Raw genomic sequence first — 11,920 nt, 5'->3', positions numbered from 1 at the left:
CGTTCTCCAGTCAATTGCTTTGTCAATATCTTGGGCGGATTGATTGCCTATTGCCATCAGCCAAAGAAGCCATCCATTGCCCTTGACCACAATTTGCTCCTTCCGGCTTAACCCGAACTGACGTTATTACTAGCGTCCAGCGATCGCGCTAGAGCATAAATGTTGGGTTTCGCAGTCTCGATTCAATTATGATGAGGGGCGATCGTACTCATCTTTTGTTGCTTTGATTCACGAGTATGAATGATATGAACCTTCGTCAAAAAACACTTACTAAAAGTCAAGACTCATCATTCACTTAATCGTCTTTCCAGGGCTTGGGTTAACGCCTCAATTAGGTCGGCATCTGATAAGGTCAGCAACGCTTGCTGCTGATCACCATTGAAATCAATGGCATTAGCGATAAACCAACCTAACTCTCTTGGGTTCGTGAGAGATGCTACTCTCTCTGCATAGAAATGGTGGAACTGAATGCGCTCTTGGTAGGTGGCATTTTTGTCTGCGTAGTCGGCAAACAGTTGCTTCAGACGAGCGATCGCACATAGGTCAACAGAGACAGGAGGTGGTTCATAAGGTTCGACCTCGACCCAGAGATCTTCTTCTTTTTCAAACACTCGATTCAACCGTACTAGCCGCGTTCCCACGCCCTGCAAGTAGTCATAGTCATACCGCTGTAAGCGCTCCATGTGGTAGCTATAGATCAAGTAGCACATATTTCTACTGGGCATCTGGCTGACACTGAACAATGTCCCGATCGCTTGCTCGTCAATAGAGTAACTGATGACCATTTGCCCATCTACAACCTCAAAGGGTGCATCCGGTTCAAGAGAAAATTCTTGTTCTATGCCTGGAAAGATCACTTCATGCCAGTACAAAAGTGGATATACAGGGGCAAGGGGTTCCGTGTACTCCTCATTTGTGAGCCAAGCTGCTTCAGGTAAGTCACTGTCTTCAAACGTGTAAAGAATAGGATCTAGGTCTGGAATGGATGTAGGTGGAACAATCTCTTCCAAACTCGCTACAGACTGAAGCTCGACAACATACGTGGTCAAGGCTTGAGGTGTTGAATACCCGTTCTCATCCATAGCGCCCGGTTCCTCAAACCAGGCAATGGCATACACTGTGGCTCGATAATCACCATTCGGTAACGTAATCCAGGCATCGTCAGAAGAGTAACACTCCTCCGGGTTAATTTGGTTTACCTCTGGTACAGCCCAACCACCATCTAGATAGAGGCGACCATGCAACACTCGCAGTCGAAATGCCGCTGTTTTTCTGACATAGGTTTGCTCGCGCTCGGTCAAGCCCCGATTCGTAAAGCGAATTTTGAAACCGCCATCTTTACCAGTACTGACCGCAACTAAACTGCCAGCCGCAAACTCCTTGCTTACGGCAAAATCTTCAATCCACCAACTAGGGGGAGCATGCCAACGGTGGGCCAGATCTTCTGGATGAAAGAGAAACCACTTAGCAACATCAGTACCGCCAGAGAGTTCAAAATTAAGCTCATTGCTCATTGAAGGCTTAACTCCTATGCAAAACGCTTCTAGAAGTACCTAGACTCTTATGATTTGTAGGACGGGTGGCGAAGTGTAACTCATACTTCTTAGAGTGTGTAACTCATACTTCTTAGAGTATTAATGCATTACGTTAGAGCAACGCATCGTACATTAAATTAGCAAGCAAGAAGCTCGATCGCACTATAGGAAAGGGCTGAGCAGCCGTAATGGGAAAGCCGTCAGCGCTCAGTACAAAATGGGATGTACTAAATGCTAACGGCTTAAAAAGTCCTCAGACTTGCTATTAAGGTTCTACTGAAACTATTATTTGGTCTCTAGTAGCTCAACGTCGAACAAAAGAGTAGCGTTGGGAGGAATAACACCACCTGCCCCACGCGCACCATAGCCCAACTCGGAGGGAATGGTGAGCTGACGACGACCGCCGACTTTCATACTGCCAACACCTTCATCCCAGCCTTTAATCACTTGTCCAACACCAATCTTGAATTTGAATGGTTGGTTGCGATCGCGCGAACTATCAAACTTCGTGCCATCTTCCAGCGTGCCAGTGTAATGCACTGTCACTGTTTGACCAGACTTTGGTGAGTCGCCCGTCCCTTCCACCAAATCAACGTACTTCAAGCCAGAGGGCGTTGTAGTAGAAACCTTGTCTCCAGTTTCTTTCGGTGTAGGTGAAGTTGAAGCATCTGCCATGAGTATGGGTGCAGCCGAGGCGCTGCTTTGAGGGTTAACAGTGGCGGGCACTTGGGATGCGGCCAGTTCGCTGGACTGCTTTACTTGCAGAGGCTGTGCTAGCGCGGCATCTTGCTTGCCACCAATTTGAGACACAACCAGCACGACTACACAAGCAACCATAACGCCCAGGCTGACTAAAATTTCCTTCAAAATGATCCTCCTGTTCAAACAGTAGTGTGCAGCGATTAGCATTGAGTGAGCGCGATCGACAGACGAATGCCGACGTTTGCTCACTTTACACCGCTCATTGTACAAGGATTCAGGTGGTAGAAGCCCCGGATGAGTGCCGTAGATCTTGGAGATATTGCGCGAGTTTGATGTCAAAAAAGGTGCTGCCGCCGGTCTCTCCTGCTAATACCTCAAACGGTAGATTTGGCTCTCCCAGATGATCAACCACTAGCGACGCGCCTGTAAAGTCTTGCTTCTGAGTATAGTCATTAACCGTAATTACGGTAGCTAGGTCTGCCTGTCGCGATGACTGCAAGCCTGCGTGGGAGTCTTCAAACGCTAAACAAACGTGAGGTTCAAGTTGCAGTGCCTTTAGCGCATAGTCGTAAATATCCGGTGCGGGCTTTTTGGCAGGCACAATGTCACCGGCTGCAATGACCTCAAACCAGTCAAGGCTATCGGCACCAAGTGCTGTTTGTAAAAGAGCCGTCACGTTAGCTGGCGTAGTGGTGGTGGCGATCGCCAACCTTAGTCCAGCCTCGCGCGCGTCCTGAAGCAACCGTTTCACACCAGGGCGTAGCGGCACCACATTTTCCTCAATAAGCTGCGTGTAGTGTGCTGTCTTAGCTTTGTGTAAGCCTGCGATCCACTCCCGTCGATCGCCCGGTGGCTCAAAGTCTGGATGGTCAGTCGTTAAGTACTGTTGAATCCGCTCCTTGCCGCCCGTCACCGCTAGCAATTCGCCATAGCGTTCAACTGACCACTCCCAGTCCAAACCAGCTTCAGCAAACGCCCGATTAAAGGCAACGCGATGCCCGTCTCTCTCGGTGTCTGCCAACGTACCATCAACATCAAAAATGAGCGCTTGAAGTTTAGACATGAAGATCTCAGTAAAGTGAGGATATCTTAGATGTGCTGCTGCCTGGCTACCAATGCCGCCTAATCTTTGTTGAGCGACGTATCATCTGCTGGTTTTAGCGCCGCTTCATCCGTCGGTAGGGGACGGGGATGTAGCACAGTTTCCGTAATCACAGGTGGAGCATAATCATCAGTTGGCTGCTGACCATCTAACGAAGGAGACAGGCGCTTTTGATGCTTTACGCCCCATTGATCCATTACGTCTTCGATCAAAACCCGACGAATCCAGATCTGGCTGACGACCGTAAGCGGCAGCGCTAACGCCAAGCCCAAAAAACCAAAAACTGTTGCAAAAAAGACCTGTGCTAACAAGCTCGCGGCAGGCAATAAAGAAACCTGCTGCGCCATGACAAACGGAGTCAGCAGATTACTTTCAAACTGCTGAATTGCAATGTAGAGAATAAAAACAAAGAGCGATTTAATGGGTGAGTCCAGCAGAGCGGTTGCCATCGGCAATACGACGCTTAAGGTTGGACCAATGTTGGGAATGAAGTTGAGTAAACCCGCTAAAATGCCCTGTGCTAGCGCAGCTTTGACACCCAATAATGCTAGTCCAGTACTGCTGAGGACGGCAACAACGCTCATACTAATCAATGCACCAACAATCCACCGACCCAGTGAAGACTCGCACTCTTTAAGAATGTAATCGATTCGCTGACGATAGAACGCTGGAAACAGACGGATGAAGCCACGTCGATACGCTGTTGGATTAATTAACAGCATCAGCCCTAAAATCAACACTAGCAAGATGTTGACAACCGCTCCCAGTGAGCTAGAGAAGAAAGCAAACGAACTGCCAAGTAGCCGATTGATATACGGCTGAATCTGTGCACCCAAGCTGTCAAGGTTAGGCAGGTAAGGGCTGAACGTACTGGGCACCATGCGAATGAGATTGTTCGTCCAGCCATTCAGGCGATCGACCCCTGCTGGCACCAGCACAATCAACTCCTGAAACTGATTGGCGAACGATGGCACAATCAGCAGAAAGAAGCCAACCAAGACAGCAACAAAGCAACCAACGGAGAGCAAGACTGCTATCGATCGCCGCATTCCAGCCTGTTGAAAGCGTCGCGACAGCAGATTTAAGCTATTTGCCAGCACGACAGCGGCAAACACCAGCAGCAGCACTTGACGGATTTGCCAGACGATATAGAGGCAGACCACCAGCGCTAAAAAACCAATCCATTGACCCAAGTTCACCGCACACTCCACATGAAAGGGGCAGAAATTTTTAGCCATTAATGAGCCAGAGCAGGTAAGCCCACTCAATGCTCAGTCTTCATCCCTTAACCTTTGTAAGTTCGGCTTTCGCTTACGGCGGCAGCCTTCATCCCCTTTCGCTCTCGCTGCCAACGCCAGCCAAGCGTAAATGCGGCGATCGTGGCGGGTAGCCAGACCGCAAGGAGTGCATTCGTTGTTGTCGGAGCAAGGGACAGCGCTGGGGCACCATATTTGATAGCGATCGCTAGCGCTGTAGAGAACACCAAAACCTTACCAATCAATCCAATCATTGCTAGTGGCAATTCATTGCTAACGGCACACACTGACGGCAATAACCCGACATCACAAAACTAGTCTGGCAATGAGAGGCATACCGTTAAAACGATCAAGGGGATGATTGCATCAAGTATCAACTGCTTTGAGGTTTGGTGCGTACTGCTCGTACAATCTTTCACCTTAGCAGTCATTTTGCTTACAGCCCGAATTATTTCTCTAGAATCACCTGCTCTTAGCATTCAGGTCGGCTATTGCTCAACCAACTTGATGATGATGCGCCAAATCTGGGCATTCTACCGTTGAAGTTATGGGTGCCACTCAATAAAGCAAGGTGCTCATACCAAAGCTGACAAGTCACCGTGTGTTTTCGTGAGGATTCTTATGCTAGAAGCGCTACAAAGTTTTCTTAATCCACAGGGGTTTGTTGCACATGGGCACTGCTATCTTTGGCAGCCAGAGTTAGTCTGGCTGCATGTGATCAGCGACGGCGCGATCGCGCTTGCTTATTTCTCCATTCCTGTGACGCTAGTTTACTTTGTTTCTAAAAGCAAAGACATTCCTTTCAACTGGATTTTTTGGCTGTTTGGTGCCTTCATCATTGCCTGCGGTGCTGGGCACATCATGGATATTTGGACAATCTGGCATCCAACGTACTGGGTAGCGGGCGCAATCAAAGCCTGCACTGCACTTATCTCGGTCATTACAGCGCTAGAACTCATTCCGCTGGTGCCCAAAGTGTTGGCGTTGCCCAGTCCGGCTCAGTTGGAGGCTGCAAACCAGGAGCTAGAGCGAACAGTCAGTCAGCTTCAGCAAGCACAGTTACAGCTTATTCAAACCGAAAAGATGTCTGGACTGGGGCAGCTAGTTGCAGGCGTTGCCCATGAGATTAATAATCCGGTCAATTTCATTCACGGCAATCTAATACATACGACAGAGTATACGCACGAGTTGCTGCGGCTTTTGCAGACCTATCAGGAGGCGTACCCCCAACCTACAGCAAACGTGCAAAGTGCGATCGCTAGCAGCGATTTAGAGTTTCTCAATGAAGATTTGCCGAAAATGCTGTCATCCATGAAAGTTGGCACTGATCGAATTCGTCAATTGGTGCAGTCGCTCCGCACTTTTGCACAGTTAGACGAGACTCAAAAAAAGCCTGTCAATATTCATGAAGGTATTGACAGTACCCTTATGCTTTTGCAGAGCCACCTGAAGTCAAAGTCCGATCGTCCTGGTATTCAAGTGGTCAAAGCCTACGGCGATCTGCCTCTAGTAGAGTGCTATGGGGGGCAGCTCAACCAGGTTTTTATGAATCTCCTTAGCAATGCGATCGATGCACTGGTAGCTGAAACAAAGTTTTCACAGACAGTCGAGCCATTTTTACCCACAATTCGTATTCAGACAAGACAAGAGACTGGCTGGCTGCTGATCGAGATTGCTGATAATGGAACAGGTATATCAGAGCCTGTAAGACAGCACATTTTTGATCCTTTTTTCACCACTAAAGCAGTCGGCAAGGGCACTGGGCTGGGCTTGTCAATTAGCCATCAAATTGTCGTCGAAAAACATGGTGGACATCTGCATTGCGCGTCTACAGCAGGGCAAGGGACGACATTTCAGATTAAAATTCCTGTGCAATCGCTGGAGTGTGGGGTTTCCCCAGCCGTTTTCGCCTAAAAAGGAACAATTTGTAGCAAGTGCAAGCGAATCTGTGTTACCTTTGTCAGCGGTGTTCAAGTTAACACACACTCGCGGGTTGCTAGCTCAGTGGTAGAGCATTCGGCTTTTAACCGACTGGTCCCGGGTTCGAATCCCGGGCAACCCATTTAAACAAACGTGCCCTAAACAACATAGTTAACGCTTTCTAAGACGTTATCGACGTTGCACACTAACTCTCGCTCTCTGGCAAAGGTGCCTCTCGAAGTGGTTCACTCACTGAAACGGTAGCGACTAACGGTAGCGCCGCTACAGGCTCCACTGCTGGCAAGATCCATTGGCTAGCTTGACTAAGCGCGTAAAACCCACCGCAGAGCAAGAGACGATCGCCCGCCTGTAAATCGCTTTTGCCATCGGGGAAGCGGATGAATTTCCCTTCTCGACGAATTGCCTGAATCAAAACACCAAACTGCCGTCGAATATGTAACTCTGAAAGAGTTTTACCAACAACACGGCTGGTTTCGGGCACTAGCAGCCATTGACAGGAAGCGTTTTCAGTCGGAACAGCGGCTTCTCCTTTTGCCAGTTCGTCAAAGGCAGCAAGCTCGGTCGTTTCTCCTACAACCAGTAGTCGATCGCCTGCTTGAAGGGCAGTTTTAGCATCGGGGTAATCTAGCTCTTCACCATCGACTCGCTGAATTGCCATCAAGCTTACCCCTGTCAAGCGACGCAAGTCGGTTTCTTCTACCGTCATGCCAATCAAGGGCGAATTGGTTGGGAGGGGATACCACCGATTATTCATGTCCTGAGTTGCTTCTTTAAGCTCCCGCGATACCTGATAAGAGGGCTTTTCCGATCGCAACCCCAAGTAGTGAGAACTGCGAATCTGCCCCACTTCTCGTTGGATGACAGGTAGCGGTATACCAATACCAGTTAGCAAATGGGAGGATAGCTCTAAACTTGCCTCAAAGTCTGGTTGCACCACTTCTTTGGCACCCAACTGGTAGAGCAGTTCCAAATCTTTATCCTGAGTTGCCCGCACGACTACATCCAGGTCTGGAGCTAGCTCCAGAGAGCGTTTGAGGCAAAGCCGGGTACTCATAGGGTCTGGTAGGGCGATCGCCATACCCTGCGCCGTCTGCACCCCAGCCTTCTCCAGCACATGCAGGCTGGCGGCGTTGCCGTAAACGTAGGGAATGCCAACCTCTCGCATCGCTTGAATACGGTGCTCAGACTGGTCAATCACAATCACGGGGTAGCTATGTTCGCGCAAAAGTTGCACGATGTTTCGTCCGACCTGACCATAACCACAGACGACAACATGGTTTTGCGTCGGTAGATCATCTGCAACTGCAAGGGCAACGTCTGTACGTTCTAAATACTTTTGGAGCCACGGAAGCGATTCTGCCCAGGCAAAAAGCTGTGGGATCAACCGCAGAATGAAGGGAGTCAGCACCAGTGTGACGGCAGTTGTACCCAGTACCAGCAAGTAGACGCGGCGCGACACCAACCCCAGCGACAGCCCTTCACTTGCCAGCACAAAGGAGAACTCCCCGATTTGAGCCAACCCCAGCCCGGCGATGAGTGCTGTTTTGAGCGGATAGCGGAAGAGAAGTACTAACGGCGTGACAATCAGAAATTTGCCGACAAAGACCAGCGCCACCAGACCCAGAATCAACTCCAGGTTATGCCATAGAAAAACGGGATCAATTAGCATCCCGATCGTGGCAAAAAAGAGGCAAGCAAAAATGTCGCGCAGGGGTTCGACGTAATTCAGCGTCTGATCAGCATACTCAACCTCTGAAATCATCAGCCCTGCAACAAACGCACCCATCTCGATCGATAGCCCCAGGTGCTCCGTCAACAGCGCAATGCCCAGACAAATAGCAACCACACCAAGCAGAAACAATTCCTTACTTTCTGTACGTGCCAGCAACCGCAACAACGGCGGAATGACCCAGATGCCAGCAATCACTGCGCCTAAGCCTAAAAGTCCTGTTTGCAGCAGTGCCCAACCGATCGCAATGCCAATTTCTTCTACAGGTTTGTCGAGGGCAGGCAGCACCGCCAGCATCAGACCCAACGCCAGATCTTGCACGACCAGAATGCCCAACATCACCTGACCATGTGGCGTTGCAGTTTCATTCCGCTCCATCAGGCACTTGAGCACTACAGCCGTTGAGGAGAGAGACAGGGTTGCGCCCAAAAACACGCCCTGAGCGGGTGATGTCACCCACCCCATGCCCAATGAGACTAGCGCTGTAATAGCGATCGTCAACACGATCTGTAAGCCGCCCCCACCGAGGCTAATACCCTTTACCTTTCTTAGTTCTGAGAACGAGAACTCTACACCCAAGGCAAACAGCAGAAAAGCCACACCAAACTGCGCCAGCGTTTCTACCTGGATGAGTTCTTTAATTAACCCTAGTCCAGCAGGACCCACAATCATGCCTGCCAGCAGATACCCCAGCAGAATCGGCTGTCGCAACACTGCCGCTAGAATACCGCCTGCTGCCGCTGCCGCCAGTACCGTGACCAAATCAACAATCAGTCTAAAGTCTTCTTGCACGGCAGCTTAAATGTTAAAAAACGTATCGGCTCTCTCATCAGAATACAAACTTTTTGGGGTGAGCGGGGAACGGCTAGAGAGAAAATTTGCGGTAGGAGCGAGCTACCAAACAAGCCGTTTCTTATTTTCTTATAAGTAGCTGGCGTAATTGTTTATAAGGTGCATTTTGGCTTCACGTTCGACTGAGCGCTCACGCCGAAGTCTCCATACTCTCAGTCCTGTATGTCAGCGGATTGAGCGCAGTCGAAACCCGGTTTCTAAGTAGTGCTTAATTTAGTCCTCCTACTTTAGTTGCGCTCTACATCATCGGCAGTTCCCGTCACCGCAGCCATGGGATGTTAAAAACCAGACATATTATTACTGTTCTGCTTTTCATCCTGACTAAGCACCGCAGCTATAGAAACGAGAGCAAAGGGGCGCTATTCTAGCTGCCAGTCATGCAAACGAAACGGAACTGACGGTATGCCTATTCTTTATCATGTGCGTCAAGCGTGGCAAACGCTCACTAGTGGGCTTGCCCCTACAGCACACCGCAATAAGTCCAGTATGAGGCAACAGTACGGGTCGCGGAACGTAAGGCGAGCAATGATAGCAACGTTGGCGATCGGTGCTGTAGGGCTGGCATTCATCAACCCTGCGACCGCGCTGCTAGCTAACGTATCGCCAAGCCAGCCTCAGCTCGGCGATACGTTAGCTGTCACCATTAATTCTACTGCTGCCAGCACAGCACCAACAGTAAGCCTGGGCAACCGGACCTATCCTACCTTTCCAGTTGGCAACGATCGATTTCGGGCGCTGTTGCCAACGACCCCACTTGATAAACCCGGTGCCCTGAAGCTGCGGGTGAGCGATAGCAACGAAACGAAAGAACTGGCACTACAGCTCCGGGGGCGCAAATTCCCTACCCAATCCATTTGGTTGCCGCCTGGTAAGGATCAAGATTTGTCAGACTTTGAATTCGATCGCGTCGATGCCTTCAAGAAACTTGTCACACCTCAAAAAATGTGGAGCGGCTCCTTCCGTAAACCGAATAATGGACCTATCACCACAGGCTACGGCGTACGTCGCTACTACAACGGCAAGTTTGCTAATGACTACTACCATCGCGGTGTAGATTACGCAGGAGCCTACGGATCACCAATTATTGCGCCTGCGGCTGGACGGGTCGCGTTAGTAGGGCAAGAAGCAAAAGGGTTTGTGATCCATGGCAACTGTATTGGCATTGACCATGGGCAGGGGGTAGAAAGCATCTTCTTACACTTGAGCCAGATCAAGGTCAAAAATGGCGACATGGTGAAAGCGGGTCAAGTCATTGGAGCTTTGGGCGGAACCGGTGCCTCCACAGGTCCACACCTCCACTGGGGCTTATATGTGAACGGTCAAGCGGTTGACCCGGTGCCTTGGCGTAATAAAGGGTTTGAATAACTTTACCGTTGGAAAGTTCGATTAAGTTGATACTGGATGTGCATTCTGGGGCAAGATTATGCAAGGCTAATCGTCGAAAAACGGCGCTGCGGAGTTTAGAGGCATTATGAGCATTGAAAAAATCGTGGAGCAGGCGCTGCAAGACGGCTACCTCACTCCAGCGATGGAAGCAGAGGTTGGCAGGATTTGTGATACGGCTTCAGAACTGTCGATCGAGGAGTATATGTCACTCGATCGATTGATGGGGGCGCTCTTGACTGGGGAAGTGGTAGCAGTTCCTCGCAAGCAGTTTATCAACGTGATGGAAGAATTGGTACTCACGGAGGCGATTGCCCGCGTGGCTGAAATTGAGGCAACGAGCGATCGCACCCTAGATTTGGGTGACATTGCCGCCTATGCGCTGAACCGCTTGCTGCCTCTCTATGCCACAACGGAAGAAGGGGCAACCTATCAGCGGCAGCGAGCGAAAGAAGAACTACAGGGCTTAATTGCTCAACAGGTCGGTGAAGCGATCGCCCGCAACCTCGATCGTCCCGAATTCTTTCCAGAGCGGCAGGCAATTGGCAAAAACTCTGGCGATGAGATCCTGACTCAAGTGAGTGCATTGCTGCAAGCATATGCGCCCAGCTTTGAGCCGCAGCCAGGAGCACCGAATTAAAAAGTAAGACGTGAGAAGGCAAAAGGTAAAAGTAAGCCCATTCTCACTTTTGCCTTTTACCTTAATTGCCCTCACGGACGTACATTCACTGTTGTTCCTGGTGCAACCTGCTCATAGAGCGCCAGCACATCTCGATTACGCATACGGATGCAGCCATGAGACACTGCCTGCCCAATTAGGTCTTCCTGGTTAGTACCGTGGAAGCCGATATGTGTGCGTCCTGCATACAAAAACCCAATCCAACGCTTGCCGAGCGGGTTGTCCGATCCTGCCGGGACTACTTCACCTGTAATTGGATGCTGCCATTTAGGGTCACGCTGCATTTCCAGCACCTGGAAAGACCCGCTTGGCGTTTCCCAACCCGCTTGCCCAATGGCGATCGGATAGCTTGTTACTAATTGCTCCTCTCGATACACCGACACTTGGCGATCGCTTAGGTCAACGATCAGCTTCACACCTTTTTTTGCCAGTGCCGTTGCATCAGTAGTAGAGACCTTTGCATTCATGGCATTCTTGCCGTTGCTAAAGGCTTGTTTAACCTTTGTAAGAGCGTTTCTGTCCAAGCTTGATGTGCTTTGAGCATCGGCTGCCCAGGCACGCCACTGAATACCCAGCAGCACTAATGCAGCACCGACACAGATAAACATCATGCTCCGAGAAAGGCGATCGTCTCGAACAGTTGCAGTCATTGTTTAGCGCTCGATAGCCTTACCTTCAATCTACTCGGATTAATCGACTCCGGCAATGGCAGGCAGTGACTCTTTGAACTGGGTACCGACA

General features: G+C 50.0%; 10 protein-coding genes, 1 tRNA gene and 1 pseudogene. 5 read left to right on the top strand and 7 right to left on the bottom strand.

The window, feature by feature from the left end; genetic code table 11:
* Positions 1-111 (top strand): annotated as a pseudogene (locus H6F76_RS30725) (IS982 family transposase); the annotation flags it as partial.
* A 176-nt stretch (positions 112-287) separates the two neighbouring features.
* Here H6F76_RS30725 and H6F76_RS25035 read toward each other — a convergent pair.
* The 5 genes from H6F76_RS25035 to H6F76_RS25015 all read right to left on the bottom strand — a co-directional run bounded on the left by H6F76_RS25035 (position 288) and on the right by H6F76_RS25015 (position 4,849).
* Complete coding sequence (locus H6F76_RS25035; RefSeq protein WP_190512303.1) at positions 288-1,514, bottom strand: LON peptidase substrate-binding domain-containing protein; 1,227 nt, start codon at positions 1,512-1,514, stop codon at positions 288-290.
* A 306-nt stretch (positions 1,515-1,820) separates the two neighbouring features.
* A complete protein-coding gene (locus H6F76_RS25030; protein WP_190512302.1) occupies positions 1,821-2,402 on the bottom strand; it encodes an FKBP-type peptidyl-prolyl cis-trans isomerase in 582 nt (193 codons plus the stop codon).
* A gap of 109 nt (positions 2,403-2,511) precedes the next feature.
* Positions 2,512-3,300 carry an HAD family hydrolase gene (locus H6F76_RS25025; protein ID WP_190512300.1) on the bottom strand — a complete coding sequence of 263 codons (789 nt, stop codon included), beginning with the start codon at positions 3,298-3,300 and terminating at the stop codon, positions 2,512-2,514.
* A 59-nt stretch (positions 3,301-3,359) separates the two neighbouring features.
* Positions 3,360-4,538: an AI-2E family transporter gene (locus H6F76_RS25020; protein ID WP_190512362.1), complete on the bottom strand. Its 1,179-nt coding sequence runs from the start codon at positions 4,536-4,538 to the stop codon at positions 3,360-3,362.
* Positions 4,539-4,624: 86 nt separating this feature from the next.
* Positions 4,625-4,849 carry a hypothetical protein gene (locus tag H6F76_RS25015; RefSeq protein ID WP_190453450.1) on the bottom strand — a complete coding sequence of 75 codons (225 nt, stop codon included), beginning with the start codon at positions 4,847-4,849 and terminating at the stop codon, positions 4,625-4,627.
* Positions 4,850-5,216: 367 nt separating this feature from the next.
* On the opposite strand from H6F76_RS25015, the gene H6F76_RS25010 reads away from it, so the two are divergent.
* Both H6F76_RS25010 and H6F76_RS25005 read left to right on the top strand, forming a co-directional pair.
* The gene (locus tag H6F76_RS25010; RefSeq protein ID WP_190512298.1) at positions 5,217-6,509 is read left to right on the top strand and encodes an ATP-binding protein; all 1,293 of its coding nucleotides are present in this window, start codon (positions 5,217-5,219) and stop codon (positions 6,507-6,509) included.
* A 76-nt stretch (positions 6,510-6,585) separates the two neighbouring features.
* Positions 6,586-6,657: transfer RNA gene (locus H6F76_RS25005), tRNA-Lys, on the top strand.
* Positions 6,658-6,720: 63 nt separating this feature from the next.
* On the opposite strand, the gene H6F76_RS25000 is transcribed toward H6F76_RS25005, so the two are convergent.
* Complete coding sequence (locus tag H6F76_RS25000) at positions 6,721-9,057, bottom strand: cation:proton antiporter (RefSeq protein WP_190512296.1); 2,337 nt, start codon at positions 9,055-9,057, stop codon at positions 6,721-6,723.
* 546 nt (positions 9,058-9,603) lie between these two features.
* On the opposite strand from H6F76_RS25000, the gene H6F76_RS24995 reads away from it, so the two are divergent.
* Positions 9,604-10,482 carry a peptidoglycan DD-metalloendopeptidase family protein gene (locus H6F76_RS24995; protein WP_190512360.1) on the top strand — a complete coding sequence of 293 codons (879 nt, stop codon included), beginning with the start codon at positions 9,604-9,606 and terminating at the stop codon, positions 10,480-10,482.
* A 106-nt stretch (positions 10,483-10,588) separates the two neighbouring features.
* Positions 10,589-11,140 (top strand): late competence development ComFB family protein, encoded by a 552-nt coding sequence (locus H6F76_RS24990; protein WP_190453457.1) that lies wholly within the window; start codon positions 10,589-10,591, stop codon positions 11,138-11,140.
* 71 nt (positions 11,141-11,211) lie between these two features.
* Here the strand turns inward: H6F76_RS24990 and H6F76_RS24985 are convergent, their stop codons facing one another.
* Positions 11,212-11,829 carry a L,D-transpeptidase gene (locus tag H6F76_RS24985; RefSeq protein ID WP_242033720.1) on the bottom strand — a complete coding sequence of 206 codons (618 nt, stop codon included), beginning with the start codon at positions 11,827-11,829 and terminating at the stop codon, positions 11,212-11,214.
* Positions 11,830-11,920: the final 91 nt, after the last annotated feature.

The sequence above is a fragment of the Leptolyngbya sp. FACHB-321 genome, assembly GCF_014695975.1.
In the GTDB taxonomy this organism is placed as follows: Bacteria; Cyanobacteriota; Cyanobacteriia; order Leptolyngbyales; family Leptolyngbyaceae; genus Stenomitos.
The sequence above is the reverse complement of the archived record's forward strand: the minus strand, read 5'-3'. Positions and strand labels throughout refer to the sequence as shown.